General features: G+C 71.2%; 18 protein-coding genes. 12 read left to right on the plus strand and 6 right to left on the minus strand.

The genetic code is table 11. The features are described from left to right. The first annotated feature begins 7 nt into the window (after positions 1-7). Entirely contained in the window at positions 8-1,444 is a 1,437-nt protein-coding gene (locus ACIBK9_RS05550) for a S10 family peptidase (protein ID WP_397155402.1), read from the plus strand. Here ACIBK9_RS05550 and ACIBK9_RS05555 read toward each other — a convergent pair. The 5 genes from ACIBK9_RS05555 to ACIBK9_RS05575 form a co-directional block, all read right to left on the minus strand. Continuing rightward, positions 1,403-2,317, minus strand: a complete 915-nt coding sequence (locus ACIBK9_RS05555; protein ID WP_397155404.1) for a hypothetical protein — start codon at positions 2,315-2,317, stop codon at positions 1,403-1,405. The genes ACIBK9_RS05550 and ACIBK9_RS05555 overlap by 42 nt on opposite strands. Further along, a complete protein-coding gene (locus ACIBK9_RS05560) occupies positions 2,308-2,727 on the minus strand; it encodes a peptidase inhibitor family I36 protein (RefSeq protein WP_358291533.1) in 420 nt (139 codons plus the stop codon). The genes ACIBK9_RS05555 and ACIBK9_RS05560 overlap by 10 nt, the downstream gene beginning before the upstream one ends. A gap of 177 nt (positions 2,728-2,904) precedes the next feature. After that, positions 2,905-3,675 (minus strand): SDR family NAD(P)-dependent oxidoreductase, encoded by a 771-nt coding sequence (locus ACIBK9_RS05565; protein ID WP_397155406.1) that lies wholly within the window; start codon positions 3,673-3,675, stop codon positions 2,905-2,907. Then, on the minus strand, positions 3,672-4,682 hold the full coding sequence (locus ACIBK9_RS05570; protein ID WP_397155408.1) for a DUF4432 family protein: 1,011 nt from the start codon (positions 4,680-4,682) through the stop codon (positions 3,672-3,674). Before ACIBK9_RS05570 ends, ACIBK9_RS05565 begins: the two co-directional genes overlap by 4 nt. Then, positions 4,679-5,848 (minus strand): DUF4185 domain-containing protein, encoded by a 1,170-nt coding sequence (locus tag ACIBK9_RS05575; protein ID WP_397155410.1) that lies wholly within the window; start codon positions 5,846-5,848, stop codon positions 4,679-4,681. The genes ACIBK9_RS05570 and ACIBK9_RS05575 overlap by 4 nt, the downstream gene beginning before the upstream one ends. 128 nt (positions 5,849-5,976) lie before the next feature. On the opposite strand from ACIBK9_RS05575, the gene ACIBK9_RS05580 reads away from it, so the two are divergent. The 5 genes from ACIBK9_RS05580 (at position 5,977) to ACIBK9_RS05600 (ending at position 11,923) form a co-directional block, all read left to right on the plus strand. Further along, positions 5,977-7,587: an ABC-F family ATP-binding cassette domain-containing protein gene (locus ACIBK9_RS05580; protein WP_397155412.1), complete on the plus strand. Its 1,611-nt coding sequence runs from the start codon at positions 5,977-5,979 to the stop codon at positions 7,585-7,587. 64 nt (positions 7,588-7,651) lie between these two features. After that, positions 7,652-8,452 (plus strand): hypothetical protein, encoded by an 801-nt coding sequence (locus ACIBK9_RS05585; protein WP_358291543.1) that lies wholly within the window; start codon positions 7,652-7,654, stop codon positions 8,450-8,452. Positions 8,453-8,554: 102 nt separating this feature from the next. After that, on the plus strand, positions 8,555-10,024 hold the full coding sequence (locus tag ACIBK9_RS05590; RefSeq protein WP_397155414.1) for a hypothetical protein: 1,470 nt from the start codon (positions 8,555-8,557) through the stop codon (positions 10,022-10,024). Positions 10,025-10,031: 7 nt separating this feature from the next. Next, the gene (locus ACIBK9_RS05595; protein ID WP_397155416.1) at positions 10,032-10,733 is read left to right on the plus strand and encodes a hypothetical protein; all 702 of its coding nucleotides are present in this window, start codon (positions 10,032-10,034) and stop codon (positions 10,731-10,733) included. Positions 10,734-10,801: 68 nt separating this feature from the next. Beyond that, positions 10,802-11,923, plus strand: a complete 1,122-nt coding sequence (locus tag ACIBK9_RS05600) for a C40 family peptidase (RefSeq protein ID WP_397155418.1) — start codon at positions 10,802-10,804, stop codon at positions 11,921-11,923. A 3-nt stretch (positions 11,924-11,926) separates the two neighbouring features. Here ACIBK9_RS05600 and ACIBK9_RS05605 read toward each other — a convergent pair whose 3' ends face one another. Then, on the minus strand, positions 11,927-12,418 hold the full coding sequence (locus tag ACIBK9_RS05605) for an inorganic diphosphatase (protein ID WP_352318598.1): 492 nt from the start codon (positions 12,416-12,418) through the stop codon (positions 11,927-11,929). Positions 12,419-12,750: 332 nt separating this feature from the next. Here ACIBK9_RS05605 and dacB point away from each other — a divergent pair, with 332 nt between their 5' ends. The 6 genes from dacB to folE all read left to right on the plus strand — a co-directional run bounded on the left by dacB (position 12,751) and on the right by folE (position 19,475). Then, positions 12,751-13,920: a D-alanyl-D-alanine carboxypeptidase/D-alanyl-D-alanine-endopeptidase gene (gene dacB, locus ACIBK9_RS05610; RefSeq protein ID WP_397155420.1), complete on the plus strand. Its 1,170-nt coding sequence runs from the start codon at positions 12,751-12,753 to the stop codon at positions 13,918-13,920. Positions 13,921-13,967: 47 nt separating this feature from the next. Next, positions 13,968-15,044: a zinc-dependent metalloprotease gene (locus tag ACIBK9_RS05615; RefSeq protein WP_352318602.1), complete on the plus strand. Its 1,077-nt coding sequence runs from the start codon at positions 13,968-13,970 to the stop codon at positions 15,042-15,044. A 56-nt stretch (positions 15,045-15,100) separates the two neighbouring features. Continuing rightward, positions 15,101-16,105, plus strand: a complete 1,005-nt coding sequence (tilS, locus tag ACIBK9_RS05620; RefSeq protein ID WP_397155422.1) for a tRNA lysidine(34) synthetase TilS — start codon at positions 15,101-15,103, stop codon at positions 16,103-16,105. 10 nt (positions 16,106-16,115) lie between these two features. Then, on the plus strand, positions 16,116-16,667 hold the full coding sequence (gene hpt / locus ACIBK9_RS05625; RefSeq protein ID WP_352318606.1) for a hypoxanthine phosphoribosyltransferase: 552 nt from the start codon (positions 16,116-16,118) through the stop codon (positions 16,665-16,667). Positions 16,668-16,905: 238 nt separating this feature from the next. After that, positions 16,906-18,900 carry an ATP-dependent zinc metalloprotease FtsH gene (gene ftsH, locus ACIBK9_RS05630; protein ID WP_352358549.1) on the plus strand — a complete coding sequence of 665 codons (1,995 nt, stop codon included), beginning with the start codon at positions 16,906-16,908 and terminating at the stop codon, positions 18,898-18,900. Then, entirely contained in the window at positions 18,897-19,475 is a 579-nt protein-coding gene (gene folE / locus ACIBK9_RS05635; protein WP_352318609.1) for a GTP cyclohydrolase I FolE, read from the plus strand. Before ftsH ends, folE begins: the two co-directional genes overlap by 4 nt. Positions 19,476-19,548 lie beyond the last annotated feature (73 nt).

Consider the following 19,548-nt stretch of genomic DNA (forward strand, 5'->3'; position numbering starts at 1 on the left):
GGCCGCTATGTCCGACGAAGTACAGACAAAGAAGCCCGCCGACAACCTCGTCACCACCCGGCACACCCTGCCGACCGGTCAGGGGTACACCGCCACCACCGGAACCATGGTGGTGCGCGAGGAGGTGTTCACGGACGGCACGTTCGACGGCCACCGCCCGAAGGCCGAGGTGTTCCTCACCTCCTACACCCTCGACGACGCCGACCCGCTGACCAGGCCGGTCACGTTCGCCTTCAACGGCGGGCCGGGGTCGTCGAGCGTGTGGCTGCACCTCGGCATCCTCGGCCCGCGCCGGGTCGTGATGGGGGACGCGGGCGCGCTGCTGCCGCCGCCGTACGCGCTGGCCGACAACGACGAGACCCTGCTCAAGGTGAGCGACCTGGTCGTCATCGACCCGATGTCCACCGGCTACTCGCGGGCGGCCGAGGGCGAGAAGGCCGAGCCGTACCACGGGTTCCGCGGCGACCTGGAGCTGGTCGGCGAGGTGATCCGGCTGTGGACGACCAGGAACGCGCGGTGGATGTCGCCGAAGTTCCTGGCCGGCGAGTCGTACGGCACGGTCAGGGCGGCCGGGCTGGCCGACCACCTGCAGTCGCGGTACGGCATGTACCTCAACGGCGTGATGCTGATCTCCTCGGTGCTCGACTACGCGACCGGGGAGTTCAACGAGGGCAACGACCTGGCCTACGCCCTCTATCTCCCGACCTATGCCGCCATCGCGCACTATCACGGGCTGCACGGCGACCGCCCGCTGGCCGACGTGCTGCGCGAGGCCGAGGAGTACGCCTCCCGGGACTACCCGTGGGCCCTGGCCCGCGGCAACCGCCTCACCGCCGGCGAGCGCGCCGCCGCGGTCTCCAGGGTCGCCGCGCTGTCCGGCCTGTCCGAGGACTACGTCGACCGCGTCAACCTGCGCATCGAGCACATCCGCTTCTTCACCGAACTGCTGCGCGACCGCCGGCTGACCGTCGGCAGGCTCGACGGCCGCTTCACCGGCTGGGACCCCGACGGCGGGCGCGAGCACTTCGCCGCCGACCCCAGCTCGAACGCCATCATGGGCCCCTACAGCGCCGCGCTCAACCACTACGTGCGGACCGAGCTGGGCTACGCCAACGACCTGCCCTACGAGGTGCTCACCGAGCGGGTGTACCCGTGGTCGTTCAAGGAGTTCGAGGGCGCGCACGTCAGCGTGACCGACCGGCTCGGCGCCGCCATGCGCACCAACCCGCACCTGCGCGTGCACGTGGCCTGCGGCTACCACGACGGCGCCACGCCGTACTACGCGGCCGAGCACGCCTTCGCTCACCTGCCCGTGCCCGCCGAGCTGGCCGCCAACGTCGAGTTCAAGTACTACGAGGCCGGCCACATGATGTACGCGCACGAGCCCAGCAGGCTGCGCCAGTCAGCCGACCTGGCGGCCTTCGTGCTCGGACAGCAGGCGTGAGGCGCGCTCCAGCCGCTGCCGCAGGCTGGCCGCGAGCGCGTCGAAGCGTTCCCGGTTGTCCCGGATGACCGCGCGCTGAAGCTCGGCGTCGGCCGAGAACCAGGCGGCGACCAGGCCCGAGGCCCACTTGCAGGTCGTGTCGGCGACGGCCGTCAGCTTCTCCTCCTCGCTCACGTCCGGCTTCTCCAGGTTCCAGCGGGAGTCGGCGATGGCCGACTCCGGGTCGGGGTAGGGGTGTCCCGCCTGGGTCATGCACGACTGCCAGCGCCTGGTCGCCGCGGCCACGCCGCCGTGCTTGGCGGCCTGTTCCAGGGTGAGCGAGTCCTGCAGGCCCAGCCAGGGCCAGTCCGCCTGGCGGGTGCCGCCCTCCAGCTCGGCGGAGGCGCGGTCGAGGCAGCCGCGGTCGGCGGCGGTGCCGTACAGGCGGTGGCGAGTGTGCTTGGGCAGCTTGTTGACCCAGGAGCCGGTGGTGTCCGGGGACGGGGGCCTGGCCAGGTGGTAGCCGTACCGCTGGGCGGCCGAGGTGTCCACGACGCCGTAGCGGCGGGAGTTGCCCGGGTCGATCGCCGCCAGCTCGGCGGCGTCCTCCGCGGGTGGGGTGACGGTGAGGCCGCGGCGGCTCATGCACCGCGCGACCAGGTGGTTGTGGGCATTGCCCAGGACGGCCCGCTGCTCGGGAGTCGGCTTGTAGGCGTCGAACGGCAACACGAGCTGCGACACCGAGGTCACGGCCGCCGGGGGCCGCTCGCGTACGGGCTCGCCGGCGGCGCAGGCCGCGACGGACAGCAGCAGCGCGCCCGCGAGGAGGCCGCGACAGCCGGTTTCCGGCGGCCAAGCCCGGAAACCGGCACTCCCGTTATTTCTCAGCGGCACCAGATGTCGATCGAGCTGGTGCGGTTGTTGCCGATGGCGTTGTTCGACAGGTAACCGTCGTTGGAGTTGTGGGTGAAGGTGCTGTGCGCACCGGTGTAGTCGGCGTGCTGCCAGAGGGTGGCGCTGCAGCCGACCCGGTTCCTGACGGAGCTGGTCTCGTTGTCCATGCTGTGCCAGGTGTTGCTGAAGTCCCAGTTCAGCCAGTTGTTGTCGGCCAGGTCGGAGTCGTCGGCCGTGAAGTCGCGCCAGTGGTCGCTCTGGCCCCGGTTGTAGTCGAAACCGGCGTACAGGCAGACGCGGCCGCCGTAGCACGTCGAGCGTGGGCTGGCCTCAGCCGCGGCAGCCGGGACGACCACGGTGAACAGCGCGGCCGCGGCGATGAAGCCGGCGGCCTTCTTGGTGAGCCTCACAGGTCTCTCCTAGATCGGTGAGTCGTTTCGGAACCCGTACCAAGCGTGTTGTGAGGGGGCTCGGGACCCACCCTCGACTACACGCAGAGACCTTGGTTACCAGGCTCACCACCTGGTGCTTCGCCGGATTGACGCAACGATTGCCAGGTTCGGGAGGCGACTGGGGACTTACTCGACCTAGTCGGGGAGCGCCGCCGGGTTCCGGGCCAGCAGGCCGCCGTCCACGCGGTGCTCGGCCCCGGTGATGAACGACGAACGCGGCCCCGCCAGGAACGCCACCAGCTCGGCCACCTCTTCCGCGCGGCCCACGCGGCCCAGCGGATGGGCCTTCCCCCACTGCTCGACCTGCTCCTCCTGCGACAGGTCGCCCCGCCACAGGTCGGCCGCCCAGCGCAGCATGGGGGTGTCCACCGAGCCGGGGCAGACCACGTTGACCCGGATGCCGTCGGCCGCGTGGTCGAGCGCCATGGCCCTGGTCAGGCCGTTCAGGGCGGCCTTGCTCGCGGTGTAGGCGGCCACCTGCGCCTGCGACGAGAACGCCTGCACCGACGACATGACCACGATCGAGCCGCCGCCGCGTTCCCTGAGCCTCGGCACGGCGGCCTTGCAGGTGAGGTAGACGCCCTTGAGGTTGACGTCCATGACCTCGTCCCACACCTCCTCCGGGGTGTCCTCGACCGTGCCGTACCGCTGGACGCCGGCGCAGGTGACGACGACGTCGAGGCCGCTGTACCTGGTCACGGCCAGGTCCACGAGGTCGCGCATGTCGCCGGCCCGGCGCACGTCGGCGACGACGCCGGTGACGTGCTCGCTGTCGAGCGCCGCGTCCTCGTCCACGCCGCAGAACACCACGTTCGCGCCGCCGTCGGCCAGCCGGTCGACCACCGCTCGCCCGATGCCCATCGATCCGCCGGTGACCAGCGCCACCTTGCCGGAAAACTCACTCACGCCAGTACCTCCGCGCGCCATCTCGACACCTTGGTCTCCTGCGGTCCGAGCGGCAGGGCGCTGCCGTTGGCCACGGCTGCGGCCAGGCCGTCGGTCGGCATGCCGGCGAACGGTTCGAGCCCCAGCGTGCAGGCCCGTCCCCACCAGGGGTAGCCGGTGGACGCGCCGAGCTCCTGCCACATCCACAGGTAGGGGAGGAGCGCCGCATCCCACTCCACCCGGATACCGATATCCCCTGAAATTTCGTACCAACCCTCCGGGAAACCCGTGAGGTACACGATGTCGCTCGGCCCGCCCCGCTCGGGCACCACGCTCAGGTCCGTCTCGCCGCCCCCGTCGGCGGGCACCACCGGCCACCGCCACGGCCCGCCGGCCCGCACCCGGCGCCCGGCCGGGCCGATCGGCGTCGCGTGCGGGATCACCCGCACGCCTTCGGGCAGCCGGATCCGCGCGCCCGCCCGCAGGAACGGCGCCCCGAAGACGATGTGCTGGCCCCACATCGCGTGCAGCGCGAGGTCCGCCTCGTTGGTCGCCCGCCCCTCGACCTCCAGCGCGGCCGTGCCCGCCCGGAGCCGGAACACCTTCTCCACCCGGTACGGCAGCCGCCGGGTCCGCACGGCGAGCCGCACCGCGACCTCCTCCGCGCAGTCGGCCACCACCTCGCACGACCACGGCAGCCCGGCGACCTCGCCGTGCTGGGCCAGGCGCGCGCCCCGGTACTCGCTCGGCGCGCCGCCGTTGGGGAAGACCTCCTGCCAGCCGCCCTCGTAGTGGTCGACGAACTGGGCGACGTCGTCGGCCGCGCCGTGACGGTGGTCGCGCGGGTCGCGCAGGCCCTGCGGGGAGAGCCAGACGAAGTCGGTGTCGGTGGGCTTGTGCAGGAACTCCACCACGTCGCCGCCCTTGTCCGGCAGGACGGTCACGCGCAGCCGTTCGTTCTCCAGCGTGACCGCCCGCAGCCCGTCGAGGGTGAAATGCCGCAGGCGCGCCGCCCAGTTGCGCCTCACCCGAACGTCACGTCCAGGAACCTGGGCCGGTAGATCGACACGTCCCGGTAGTGGTCGGTGTTGACGAAGCTGTTGACGTTGTAGGAGACCACCAGGCCGTTCCCGGCGACGTCGGGGTGGGCGTGGGCGTTGTAGGTGAAGACGTTCCCGCTGGTCTCGGGGGTGGTGTAGACGTGCTGCTTGCCGGTGAAGGGGCCGGTGGGCGAGCAGGAGGAGTAGGCCACGATGTTGGGGCTGAGCACCTCGGTGGTGTCATGCGTGATCAGGACATATCCGGATCCGACCCGGGTGACGCTGTACTCGTTCGCCACCCCGCCCATGATCCGGGCCGAGTCGGTCTCGTCCGGTGACCACGAGCCGTCGGCCGTGCGGAACTCCCACGCGCCCAGCAGGCTCTGGCCCCTGACCCGGGCGAGGTGCATGTACTTGGCCGAGCCGAGGTCCTCGACGCCGTACACGTAGGTGTAGCCGCCGTCCTTCAGCAGGCCGGAGGCCCAGGAGACGCCGTGGCCCGAGGGCAGGTCGTGCACGCTGACCGGCTGGTCGAGCCGGCCGGGCGCGAACCTGGCCACCACGTTGCGGTGCCAGCGCCAGTCCCACGCGCCGGGGCCGAACCGCTCGTACTCCTGGTAGGTGACCTCGACCAGGCCGCCGGCCAGCGTGGCGTCCCCGGCCCAGAACCAGTGCTTGTCGTCGCGCGGCGGCATCACGGCTTCGGGCTTCGCGGCCGTGCCGTCGTGGACGGTGGACAGCCGCCCGTCCCGCTCGACGGCGAAGGAGTTGTTCAGGAAGACGGTGCTGCCGCCCTCCTCGACGACGGGCGGCCGGGAGCCGTCGGCGTTGACCTGGCCGAGGAAGGTGTCGGAGAACACCCACAGCTCACGGCCGTTCGGCAGCCGGAGCGAGTAGGTGCCGTCGGCTCCCGTCCAGTCGTCCAGGCGGCTGTTGTCGTTGCCGTACGAGGTGAACAGGCTGGTCAGCCGGGCGTCCACGGACGCGCCGCGCACGGTGGGCGCGCACGCCGAGACCGGCCCGGACGGTTCCCGCGTCACGCCGGCCGACGGCGGCACCGGCTTGGGCGGCGCGGCCCACGCCTGCTGCGGGACGGCGACCAGGCCGAGCAGGGCGACGGCGAGGGGGAGGAGGGAGGAGCGGAATCGCGTCATCACCGGTTCCTAGGGGCTGGGGGAGTCCCGTACAGTTCTAGTCATTAGATCACTTGCTGTCCAGGGCCCCCGGATCACCGGCCGAAAACCGGGTGCCGGTGGTCGCGGGCGGCCGGTAGCCTGCCCGGATGGGCCACGTTGAAGTAGGACATCTGACGTACGTGCTGCCCGACGGCAGGCCCCTGCTCAACGACGTCTCCTTCCGGATCGGCGACGGTGTCAAGGCGGCGCTCGTCGGGCCCAACGGCGCGGGCAAGACCACCCTCATGCGCCTGGTCGCGGGCGACCTGGAGCCCGTCGAGGGCAGCGTCACCAGCTCCGGCGGGCTGGGCGTGATGCGCCAGTTCATCGGCAACGTGCGCGACGGGAGCAACGTGCGCGACCTGCTGCTCGGCGTCGCCCCGCCGGCCGTGCGGCAGGCGGCCGAGCGGCTCGACGCGGCCGAGCTGGTGATGATGGAGCGCGACGACGAGAAGGCGCAGATGCGCTACGCGCAGGCCATCAGCGACTACACCGACGCCGGCGGCTACGAGATCGAGGTGCTCTGGGACACCTGCACGGTCTCGGCCCTCGGCGTCCCGTTCGACCGGGTGAAGTACCGCGACGTGGCCACCCTGTCCGGCGGCGAGCAGAAGCGGCTCGTCCTGGAGGCGCTGCTGCGCGGCCCCGACCAGACCCTGCTGCTCGACGAGCCCGACAACTACCTCGACGTGCCCGGCAAGGAGTGGCTGGAGCAGCAGCTGCGCGAGACGTCCAAGACCGTGCTGCTGGTCAGCCACGACCGCCAGCTCCTCGCCAACGCCGCCGACCGCATCGTCACGGTCGAGTCGGGCAACATCTGGATCCACGGCGGCGGCTTCGCCGGTTACGCCGAGGCCCGCAAGGCCCGCAACGAGCGGCTCGACGAGCTGCGCAGGCGCTGGGACGAAGAGCACGCCAAGCTCAAGGCCCTGGTCAACATGCTGAAGAACAAGGCCAGGTACAACGACGGCATGGCCGCCCCCTACCACGCGGCCCAGACCCGGCTGCGCAGGTTCGTCGAGGCGGGCCCGCCCGAGCAGGCGCCCGCCGACCAGAACATCAAGATGCGCCTGCGCGGCGGCCGCACCGGCAAGCGCGCGGTCATCTGCGAGGGCCTGGAGCTGACCGGCCTGATGCGCCCGTTCGACCTGGAGATCTGGTACGGCGAGCGGGTCGCCGTCCTCGGCTCCAACGGCTCGGGCAAGTCCCACTTCCTGCGCCTGGTGGCCGGCGAGCCCGTCGCGCACACCGGCGTGGCCAGACTCGGCGCCCGGGTCGTCCCGGGGCACTTCGCCCAGACCCACTCCCGGCCCGACCTGCTCGGCCGCACCCCGGTCGAGATCGTGATGAACGAGCACGCCAAGCTCAAGAACGAGGCCATGAAGACGCTGGCCCGCTACGAGCTGGCCGGGCTGATCGCCGAGCAGCGGTTCGACACGCTGTCCGGAGGCCAGCAGGCGCGGCTGCAGATCCTGCTGCTGGAGCTGTCGGGCGCCACGCTGCTCCTGCTCGACGAGCCGACCGACAACCTCGACCTGGCCAGCGCCGAGGCGCTCCAGGTGGGCCTCGACGCGTTCGACGGCACGGTCATGGCGGTCACCCACGACCGCTGGTTCGCCGCCGACTTCGACCGTTTCCTGGTCTTCGGCTCCGACGGCACGGTCTACGAGTCGTCCGAGCCGGTGTGGGACGAGACGAGGGTCGTCCGGAGGCGTTAAAGAGTTGGTACGCCCGGCGCGTGTCATCTGCCAGCCGCGCCCATGCACGGGTTATCACGGCAAAGTGATCCCGCGTAGCCGAACCGTCAGCCTCCTCGCACTCGGGGCGATCTGCCTCGCCGGTTGTTCAAGTGAGGACCAGCCCGCCCAATCGCTCAAGCCGCTCGTTCTCAAGGAGCAGGTCTCGAACATCGCCAAGTCCACCGACGGTTACGCCGTCAACTGGGCGGGCGTGCTCAGCAACGCCAACCCGTGGCACTTCGGCGAGCATGTGGTGGCCACCATCGTGGGCCGCGACGCCGCCGGCACCGAGGTGGTGCGCATGGACCAGCCGCTCGACGCCGTGCCGCCGGGCGGCTCCCTGGCCTTCACCGGCCAGGCGTCCGCCACCGAGAAGCCGGTGAAGGTGACCATCCAGTACCGTCCGGCGCAGTGGCGGTCCGCCGCGCGCATCCCGTCGTCGTTCCAGTCGTTCCCGATCACGCGCGTCCAGACAATGCGCCAAAAAGACGGCTCTTACCTTATTACCGGCTATGTCGGGAATCCGTATCAATTGCCGGCGAGCAGCCTGGTGGTGAACGCGTTGCTGCGCGACGCGGCCGGCAAACTGCTCGGCGGCGGCAGCACGTTCGTGGACGACGTGAAGGCCGGCAGCCCGCCCAGGTTCATCCTCACCGTGGCCGGACTGCCCAAGGACAGCAAGGTCGCCAAGACCGACGTCACCGCCCGGACCTGGGGCTCGACCGGCCGTCCCTACGAGGACCTGGCGATGGGCGGCGCGCTCCCGGTGCACACGGTCAAGCCCACCTCCGAGCCGTTCGCGGTGGACCGGGGAAGCGAGGCCATGGGGCAGGTAAAGCAATAATCGGTATTAGTCCGAACAAATTGCTTGGGAAATTGGCGGGGTCGCGGTAGAAGCGGCGGAACCGGTAGAACTACTAGTTACCGATCCATTACCTTCGGTCACATGAATGACCGCGTCCTGGTGGAGGCACTCCGCACCCGCGACCCGGGAGCCCTCGCCGCGCTCTACGACACGCACGCGGAGAACGTCTACCGCTACTGCTGGTCCCTCCTCCTCGACACCGACAGCGCCCAGGTGGCCCTGCGTGACACGCTGATCGCCGCCGAGGCGCACGCGGGCGCGCTGTCCCAGCCGGACAGGTTCCGGGTCTGGCTGCTCGCCCTGGCCCGGCAGGAATGCCTGCGCCGCCGGATGGCCGCGCCGCCCGGCGCCGACGAGGTCCTGGCCGAGGCTCCGCCGCTGGACGACCCCGCCGACGCCGACCTGCGGCTCATGGCCTGGAACGCGGTCGTGAGCCTGCCCGTCGCCGACCGCGAGGTGCTGGAGCTGGCGACCAGGCACGCGCTGGACACCGCCGCGCTGTCGCAGGTGCTCGCGATCCCGCCGCGCCAGGTCGAGCAGGCCAGGGAGCAGGCGCGCGATCGTCTCACCGATGCCGTCACCGCCGAGATCCTGGCGCGCAAGGGCCCCTACGACTGCCCGCGCCGGGCCCGGATCCTGGCCGGCTTCACCGGCGACCTCACCAGGGAGATGCGCGAGCACCTGGTCGGGCACGTCGCCCGCTGCGAGGTCTGCGCCCCCCACCGCGCCCGCCAGGCCTCGGCCGCCAAGGTCTTCGGCCTGCTGCCCGCCGCCGCGCTCCCCGAGGCCCTGCGCATCAGGGTCATGAGCTGCTTCGCCGACCCCGAGCTGCTGCCCTACCGCCGCTACGTCGCCCGGCGCACGGCCTCCCTGGACGCCGCCGGATTTCCCGTTCCCACGCAGACGGCGGCTCGAAGGTGGCCTCAGGCGGTGGCGGGCGCGCTGGCGGCGGTCGCGACCGTGGTGGCGATAGCAGTGATCTTCAACCAGTTCGGCAAGGACAACGGCGGTCTCGCCGGGGTGGCGACGGCCGCGTTCCCCGCCACCGGCGAGCCGCCCGGCATCAGACTGCCCTGGCAACCCGACCCGCAGGACGCCCAGTTGACCGTAGCGCCCATCCTCGACAGCGCCGCGCCCGAGCCGTTCGGCATGCTCGGCTCGACGACGCCGGTGCCGCCGGCCGTGCTCGTGCCCACGTACGCGAGCTCGCCGCCCGCCGAATCCGCGCCCGGCGAGCCGCGGCCGACGCCCGACGGCCCGCCGCGGACCGACCCGCCCGGCGAGGACCCCGGCGAGCCGACGTACGGCCAGCCCGGTCTGCCCGGCCGTACCGGCCACCCGGGTCATCCGCCGCACGGTGAGCCGGGCCACCCGCCCCACGGCGAACCCGGCACGCGCCCGCCCACCCGGACCCCGCCGGTGCCGACCCCCACCCCCGCTCCGACGCCCACCGAGACGCCCGCGCCCACCACCACGCCCTCGGAGACGGCGACGCCCGGCCCCACGCACACCCCCACCGAGGAGCCCGTCACCCCCGTCGAGAGCGGCTGAGCACCCCGTGGAGCTTCTGGAGACGCACCAGGACCGGCTCGTCGGGCGCATCGTGGAGGCGTTCGAAGTGCGTCAGGATCCGCATCTGGGGCGCCGGGTCTGCCCGTCGCCCGTCCCGGGGCGGGTGGCCGAGCTGGTGCCGAGGGGACACCGCGTCGACTGGCCGACCTGGCTCGACCGCGGCCCCCGCATGCTGCGCCACGTGCTCGACCTGTGCCGCCTGCGCACCGCGCGCGGCCTGGCGGTGCTGTCCTGGCTGGCCGGCGGCCCGCAGCCGGACGAGCTCGACTGGTTGTGGGACGCCCGCCGCCTGACCGGTCCCCGTCAGGACCGCATGTACGGCGCCGCCGCCGACGTCCCCGAGCCCGTGCTCGGGCTGGTGACGGCCAACTGGACCTGGGTGCTCGACACCTGCCACGGCGGCCGGGTCACCGCCCCCTACCTGGCCGGCACCGCCTACCCGGGCGACGGTCACGCCGCCGCCGACGCCGCGATGACCCTCTTCCAGACCTACGACCGCCATCCGGAGGCCAGACCGGCCATCGCGGCGGCATGGGCCGCGGCCCGCGTGACCGCCGACTGGTGCAAGGCCGCCGAGCTGCACGCCGCGTACGGCGTCCAGACCCCCGTCTTCACCTACCCGCGGGCCGCCCGGCCGGTGGTCACCGGAATCCGTCCGTGGATAGAACGGCTCTTCCGCCTGCGGTGATGACGTTACGCGCATGAAAGCGCTGGGAACTGTGTGCATAGAGTAACCATCTGTTTCCGGGGGGACCTATGCGCGCATTTCGGGCTGGGCTCCTGGCGTGCGTCCTGCTGGCCACCCTGTGTCCGCTCACTCCGGGCTCGCCGGTGCTGGCCGACCCCATGCCGTCGGCCAAGGACGTGAAGAAGGCGCGCGCGGTCGCCCGCGAGCGCTCGAAGGAGCTGGGGGTGGCCAGCGCCGGGCTGGCCGTGGCCCAGTCCAGGCTCGACGAGCTGGCCGCGGCCGTGGAACGGCAGGTGGAGGCGTACAACGGCGAGCTGGTCCGGCTGCGGCAGGCCGAGCAGTCGTACGCGCAGGCCCAGGCGCGTCAGGCGGCGGCCGACGCCGAGGCCGAGCGCGCCCGGCAGGCCGTCGCGCTGCTCGCCGCGCAGAGCTACGGCGGGATGACGGCGCTGGACCCGATCGTCGGCATGCTCATCGACGAGGGCGGCGTCGACGGCTTCCTGCACCGGGCGAGCGTGCTCGGCCAGCTCGGCGACGAGCGGGCCCAGATCCTGCGCAGGATGCGCGACGCCCAGGAGGTCGCCGCCATCCTGCGGACGCAGGCGCAGAACGCCTACGACGCCCGGCAGGCCGCCTCGGAGCGCGCCCGGCGGGCGAAGCTGGCAGCGGAGGCGGCCGTCGCCCGGCAGCGCCGCGAGACGCGCACCCTCCGGGTGGAGCGGCGGCAGCTCCAGCACCGGGTGAACGCCGCCCGCAGCCACGCCGAGCTGCTGGCCAGACGGCGGGCCCTGGCCCTGTCGGCGGCCGGCCTGGCGGCGGGCTCGGCGGGCGGCAACCTGGCCGCCAACTGGGCGCTGACCCAGCTCGGCAAGCCGTACGTGTGGGCCGCCGCGGGCCCCGACACCTACGACTGCTCCGGCCTGGTCATGCGCGCCTGGGAGCAGGTGGGCGTGCGCCTGGACCACTGGACCGGAACCCAGTGGACGTCCGGCCCGCACGTGCCGCTGGACCAGCTCCGCCGCGGCGACCTGCTGTTCTTCGGCCGCATCACCGACGACCCCGGCACGATCCACCACGTGGGCATCTACGTCGGCCAGGGCCAGATGGTGCACGCGCCCCAGACCGGCGACGTGGTACGGGTCGCCCCGATCTGGAGAGGGGACCTGGTGGGCGCCACCAGGCCCCGGTGAGGATCAGTGGTGACCCGCGTCCTTGGCCCGGTGGAACGAGCGCTCGATCTCGGCCTCGGCCTCGATGCGCCCGACCCAGTTGGCGCCCTCGACGGACTTGCCGGGCTCAAGGTCCTTGTAGACCTCGAAGAAGTGCTGGATCTCCAGCCGGTCGAACTCCGACACGTGGTGGATGTCCTGGATGTGGTGCATCCGGGGGTCGGTCGAGGGCACGCACAGGACCTTGTCGTCGCCGCCCTTCTCGTCGGTCATCCGGAACATGCCGACCGCGCGGCAGGTGATGTAGCACCCCGGGAACGTCGGCTCCTGGAGCAGCACCAGCGCGTCGAGCGGGTCACCGTCCTCGCCGAGGGTGTTCTCGATGAAGCCGTAGTCGGCGGGGTACTGCGTGGAGGTGAACAGGAGCCGGTCAAGCCTGATCTTTCCGGTCTCGTGGTCCACTTCGTACTTGTTCCGTTGCCCCTTGGGAATCTCAACGACAACGTCGAACTCCACCGCGGTTCCTCCGCTCAAGGCCCCCGGGAAGTCCCGGCTGGGCGTTAATGTCTCGTAGGCGAACACCAGGAGAGAGGTCAGGCGACGTGGCGCGGCACGAGCGTTCGATGATGCTGGCCACTCTCGCCGTGCTTCAGATCGTCACGATCGTCATCGGCGTCTACGCCATGACCAGCGACTTCAACCTGAGCGCGCTGACGAGGCAGCCGTCACCGATCGGGCCGACGGCGTCTCCCCGGGGAATCCCCCCCGCCCCCGTGGTCACCTCGGGGCCTGTGCTGGCCCAGCTTTCGGCGACGTCAGGGAACGGACCTCTCCCGACTAAGAGTACTTTGACCCGCCAGCTCACCGACGCGCTGGGTGACAAAGCACTCGGCGGCCGGGTGGGCGCGGTCGTGCTCGACGCCGCCACCGGCGCCCGGATCTTCGCCTCCAACCCCGACACGGGCATCACCCCGGCCTCCACGAACAAGGTCGTCACGACCACGGCGGCGCTCGCCTCGCTGGGCCCCGACACCCGCTTCTCCACCCGCGTCGTCCAGGGCCGCGCGCCCGGCGCGATCGTCCTGGTGGGCGGCGGCGACCCGCTGCTCGCCGGGCCGTCGGCCAGGCCCGGCTATCCCAAGCAGGCCTCCCTCGCCACCCTGGCCGCCCGGACCGCCGCCGCGCTGAAGGCCAAGGGCGTCAGGAAGGTCACGCTCTCCTACGACGACAGCCTGTTCACCGGGCCGGCCGTCGCGCCCGGCTGGAAGCCCAACTACGTGCCCGACGGCGAGGCGGCCCCCGTCCACGCCCTGGCCATGGACGAGGGACGCCAGCGCCCCGGTGCCCGGCCTCGCGTGCCCGACCCGGCCGCGTACGCCGCCGCCGCCTTCGCCCGGCTGCTGCCCAGGTACGGCGTCGCCGTCTCCAAGGACGTCCGCCAGGAGCGGGCAGCGGCGGGCGCCGCCGAGCTGGGCAAGGTCGACTCCGCCCCCCTGTACGCCCTGGTCGAGCACACCCTGACCCACAGCGACAACGACATGGCCGAGGCCCTGGCCAGGCACGTCGCCATCAAGGAGGGCAAGGAGGCGTCGTACGCGGGGGCCGCGGAGGCGGTGATCGGGGTCATGCGGCGGCTCGGCGTGACCAAGGGCGTCAGCGTCGCCGACGGCAGCGGCCTGTCCATCCGCAACCGGGTCAGCGCCGACGCCATGGCCAGGATCATCGCCATCGCCGGCTCGCCCGCGCACCCCGAGCTGCGGGCCGTCGACTCGGGCATGCCGATCGCCGGCTTCTCCGGCACGCTGGGCAACGGCAAGCGCTTCACCCGCGCCGACAGCAAGGGCCAGGTCGGCCTCGTCCGCGCCAAGACCGGCACCCTCAACAACGTCAACACCCTGGCGGGCCTCGCCACCACCAAAGACGGCCGGCTGGTCACCTTCGCCTTCCTGGCCGACGACGTGCCGGTGAACGCCGAGCCCGTGCTCGACAGGCTCGCCGCGATCGTCGCGCGATCCTGACCGCCGCTTCTTCGCAGGCGTGACGAGAACAACGTACGGTGGACGTCATGCAGGTGATCGACTGGGATCTGGCCGTCACGACCGGCACGCGCCTGGTGCGCCCCGGTCCTCAGGTGAGCAAGGAGGAGGCCAGGCAGGCCGTCGCCGAGCTCCGCACGCTGTCACGTGAGGCCGAGGGCCACGTGCGCGAGTTCACGAAGATCCACACCGAGACCGCGCCGCAGCCCGCGACCATCGTCGACCGGCCGGGCTGGATCAAGGCCAACGTCGAGGGCTTCCGCGTGGTCCTCGAACCGCTGACCCAGCGCATGGGCGGCGGAGACAACCCGCCGCCCGCCATCGTCACCGCGGTGGGCTCGCGCATCACCGGCGTCGAGGTCGGGGCCGTCCTCGCCTTCCTCGCCTCCCGGGTGCTCGGCCAGTACGAGCTGTTCCTGCCGCCCGACCCGACCGGCCAGGAGCCGACCGGCCGCCTGACGCTCGTGGCGCCCAACATCGTCCACGCCGAGCGCGAGATGAACGTCGTGCCCCGCGACTTCCGCCTGTGGGTGTGCCTGCACGAGGAGACCCACCGCGTGCAGTTCACCGGCGTCACCTGGCTGCGCGAGTACGTCAGGTCGCAGATGACCGAGTTCCTGCTCGCCTCCGACCTCGACCTGCCCACGCTCCTCGACCGCCTGCGCAACGCCGCCGACACGGTGGCCGACGTGGTCAGGGGCGGCGAGGGCAACCTGATCGACGCCATCCAGTCGCCCGCCCAGAAGGAGATCCTCGACCGCCTGACGGCCGTGATGACCCTGGTGGAAGGCCATGGCGACTTCGTCATGGACGCCGTGGGCCCCTCGGTGGTCCCGTCGGTCTCGGAGATCCGCGCCAAGTTCGCCCAGCGCCGCGAGGGCGGCTCCCGGCTCGACCGCACGGTCCGGCGCCTGCTGGGCATCGAGGTCAAGATGAAGCAGTACGCCGAGGGCTCCGCGTTCGTCCGCAAGGTGGTCGACCGGGTCGGCATGGACGGCTTCAACAAGGTCTGGACCTCCCCGGAGACCCTGCCCACGACCCCCGAGATCGCCGACCCCGACGCCTGGATCCACCGCGTCATCGGCACCCCGGCCCTTCCCGCCTGACCTTCCCGTCCCGGGGGACCCGGCCGTGGCGTGCGGCCGGTTCCCCAGCCGGGACAATGGCTCCTGTGGGTCCCCGTCCAGCCGTCGCCGACGTGCGCCGGGCCGTCCGCGAGTCGCTGACCGACCTCGCCGGCACCGGCGCGCTCGTCCTGGCCGCGTGCAGCGGCGGCGCCGACTCGCTGGCCCTGGCGGCGGCGCTGGCCTTCGTCGCCCCCCGCGCCGGCCTGCGCGCGGGCCTGGTCACGGTGGACCACCAGCTCCAGCCGGGCTCGGCCGACCGCGCCCGGCAGGTCGCCGGCATCGCCGCCGGTCTCGGCCTGGCCCCGGCCGAGGCGCTCACCGTCACCGTCGGCACCGACGGCGGCCCAGAGGCCGCCGCCCGCGAGGCCAGGTACGCCGCGCTGGCCGAGGCGGCCGACCGCCTGGGGGCCGCCGCCGTCCTGCTCGGCCACACCCGCGACGACCAGGCCGAGACCGTCCTGCTGGGGCTGGCCAGGGGGAGCGGGCTGCGCTCGATCTCCGGCATGGCCGCCCGCGCGGGCCGCTACCGCCGGCCCTTCCTCGGCCTGTCCAGGGCCACGACGGTCGCCGCCTGCGCGGCCATGTCCCTCGTCCCCTGGGACGACCCGCACAACGACGACCCCCGCTACACCCGCGTCCGCGTCAGGAAGCGGATCCTGCCGATGCTCGACGAGGAACTCGGCCCGGGGGTGGCCGAGGCGCTCGCGCGGACCGCCGGAATGGCGCGGGAGGACGCCGACGCCCTCGACCAGTGGGCCGAATCGGCGTTCCCGAATTGCGCTCTTAGCGATATCGGAGAGTCCGTCATCCTGTCCGTACCCGAGTTGGAGAAACTGCCCGACGCCGTGCGCCGCAGGGTGCTGCGGCGCGCGGCCATCGCGGCGGGCACGCCCTCCGGCGCGCTTTCCGCCACCCACGTGCTGGCGGTCGATCGGCTGGTCACGCAATGGCACGGGCAGAAGGCGGTGGATCTACCCGGAGGTCTGTCCGCAGTTCGGCGGTATGGCACCCTGATACTCGCCATCAGTCCCATCGTTTAAGGAACCACAGGTGGACGCTGCCGACATGGGCAAAGACCTGGAGAAGGTCCTCATCCCCGAGGACGACCTCCAGGCCAAGATCAAAGAGCTTGCCGGGCGCATCGACGAGGACTACGCGGGCAAGGACGTCCTGCTCGTGGGCGTGCTGAAGGGCGCGGTCATGGTGATGGCCGACCTGGCCAGAGCCCTGCACGTGCCGGTGCAGATGGACTGGATGGCGGTGTCGTCCTACGGCGCGGGCACCAAGTCCTCCGGCGTCGTACGGGTGCTGAAGGACCTCGACACCGACATCTTGAACCGCCACGTCCTCATCGTCGAGGACATCATCGACTCGGGCCTGACCCTCCACTGGCTGCTGGAAAACCTGAAGTCGCGCAATCCGGCGTCGTTGGAGATCTGCGCTGCGCTGCGCAAGCCGGACGCGGTGAAGGTGCCGATCGACGTGAAATACGTCGGCTTCGACATTCCCAACGAGTTCGTCATCGGCTACGGGCTCGACTACGCGGAGCGCTACCGCAATTTGCCGTTCATCGGAACGCTCGCGCCGCACGTTTATAAGTAGTAATCCCGGCCATGGCCGGGAACATCGCGCAACGTGACGTACGTTGATAGGGCAAGACCGGTGTAGCGGGCGGGTCCCTCCGTGCGCCGTGCCGGTGTACCTTCAGACTCCGGAAGGGTGACCGCAAGTCCCCTTCGGGTAGTCAGAAGTCGCGGTGTCGGATGCCGCGGCCCCGGGCCAGCCCGGGGTTCCAGGCCATGGTCAGGAAGGGACGGGCCCGCAAGGGGTTCCGCATCGGATGGATCTCAAGCGATTTACACGTGGGCCACTGCTGTGGATCCTGGGCATCGTCGTGCTGCTCCTGCTCGTCACCCAGCTCTGGAGCGGCGGGGGCAATTTCAAGCAGGCCGACACGTCCACGGTCCTCCAGCAGATTCGCGCCGGCAATTTCACCAGCGCCAAGGTCGTCGACAAGGACAATCGGGTCGAGCTCACCCTCATCAAGCCGATCGTCGTCCGGCCGGGTGACGCCCCGGCGAAGCTGATCCAGTCCAACTGGGTCAGCGGCTACGGCGCGAAGCTGACCGACGAGCTGCAGGCCCAGGTCGACGCCAACAAGACGAAGAGCTTCACCACCGAGGTGCCCCAGGAGAACTTCCTGCTCAGCATCCTGGTGAGCTTCCTGCCGATCGTCATCATCGTGCTGATCTTCCTGTTCATCATGAACCAGATGCAGGGCGGCGGCTCCCGGGTGATGAACTTCGGCAAGTCGAAGGCCAAGCTCATCACCAAAGACACCCCCAAGACCACGTTCGCCGACGTCGCCGGCGCCGACGAGGCCATCGAGGAGCTCCAGGAGATCAAGGAGTTCCTGCAGGCCCCGGCCAAGTTCCAGGCGATCGGCGCGAAGATCCCCAAGGGCGTGCTGCTCTACGGCCCGCCCGGCACCGGCAAGACCCTGCTGGCCCGCGCGGTCGCGGGCGAGGCGGGCGTGCCCTTCTACTCGATCTCCGGCTCCGACTTCGTCGAGATGTTCGTCGGCGTCGGCGCCTCCCGCGTGCGCGACCTGTTCGAGCAGGCCAAGGCCAACGCCCCCGCGATCATCTTCATCGACGAGATCGACGCCGTCGGCCGCCACCGCGGCGCCGGCCTGGGCGGCGGTCACGACGAGCGCGAGCAGACCCTCAACCAGCTGCTCGTCGAGATGGACGGCTTCGACGTCAAGGGCGGCGTCATCCTCATCGCCGCGACCAACCGGCCCGACATCCTCGACCCGGCGCTGCTGCGTCCGGGCCGTTTCGACCGGCAGGTCACGGTCGACCGTCCCGACCTGGAGGGCCGCAAGGGCATCCTCAAGGTCCACGGTCGTGGCAAGCCGTTCGCGCCCGACGTCGACCTCGACGTCATCGCGCGCCGCACCCCCGGGTTCACCGGCGCCGACCTGGCCAACGTGATCAACGAGGCGGCCCTGCTCACCGCGCGGGCCGACCAGAAGCTGATCACGATGGAGGTCCTCGAGGAGTCGATCGACCGTGTCATGGCAGGGCCCGAGCGCAAGTCGCGGGTCATGTCCGACAAGGAGAAGAAGATGATCGCCTACCACGAGGGCGGTCACGCGCTGGTGGCGCACGCGCTGCCCAACTCCGACCCGGTCCACAAGATCACTATCCTGTCCCGCGGCCGCGCGCTCGGTTACACGATGACGCTGCCGATGGAGGACAAGTTCCTGGCCACCAGGTCCGAGATGATGGACCAGCTCGCGATGCTGCTCGGCGGCCGCGCGGCGGAGGAGCTCGTCTTCCACGAGCCCACCACCGGCGCCTCCAACGACATCGAGAAGGCCACGGCGGTCGCCCGCCGCATGGTGACCGAGTACGGCATGAGCGAGCAGCTCGGCGCCCGTAAGTTCGGCACCGGCCAGGCCGAGGTCTTCCTCGGCCGCGAGATGGGCCACGAGCGCGACTACTCCGAGAAGATCGCCTCCTCCATCGACGAGGAGGTCCGCCGGATGATCGAGACGGCGCACGACCAGGCCTGGGACATCCTGGTCGAATACCGCGACGTGCTCGACAACCTGGTGCTGGAGCTCATGGAGAAGGAGACCCTCTCCCGCGAGCAGGTCCTGCAGATCTTCGCCCCGGTGGTCGTCAAGGAGCACCGGCCCTCGTACGCGGGTTACGGCAAGCGGCTGCCCTCCGACCGCCCGCCGATCCTGACCCCGAAGGAGCAGTCGGCCAACGGCTCGCTCACCTCCGGCCACCAGGACGCCTTCCAGTCCGGGGACAGTGCGTGACCCAGCACGAGGTTGACCTGGGGCGGATCGAGAAGGCCGTACGCGAGATCCTCTACGGCATCGGCGAGGATCCCGACCGCGACGGCCTGCTCGAAACGCCCGCCAGGGTCGCCCGCGCGATGGCCGAGCAGTTCTCCGGGCTCGGCCAGACCCCCGAAGACGTGCTCAACAAGGTCTTCGACGTCGACCACGACGAGATGGTGCTGGTCAGGGACATCGAGGTCTACTCGACCTGCGAGCACCATCTGGTCCCGTTCCACGGCGTGGCCCACGTGGGCTACATCCCCAACGAGCGCGGCCAGGTGACCGGGCTGTCCAAGCTGGCCCGGCTGGTCGACGTCTTCGCCCGCCGTCCGCAGGTGCAGGAACGCATGACCTCGCAGATCGCCGACGCCCTCATGCGGGTGCTGGAGCCGCGCGGGGTCATCGTGGTGGTCGAGGCCGAACACCTGTGCATGACCATGCGCGGCGTGCGCAAGCCGGGGGCCAAGACGGTCACGTCGGCGGTCCGCGGCGACTTCCGTACCAGCGACAAGACCCGCTCCGAGGCCATGGCGCTGATTCTCGGCAGGTGACGATCGTTATCCACAACTGGGGACCCGAGATGTCGGCAGGTGTGGGGGAACGCCTAGGCTTGCCCCATGACTA

It is taken from the genome of Nonomuraea sp. NPDC050227 (genome assembly GCF_044459705.1).
Taxonomy (GTDB): Bacteria; Actinomycetota; Actinomycetes; order Streptosporangiales; family Streptosporangiaceae; genus Nonomuraea.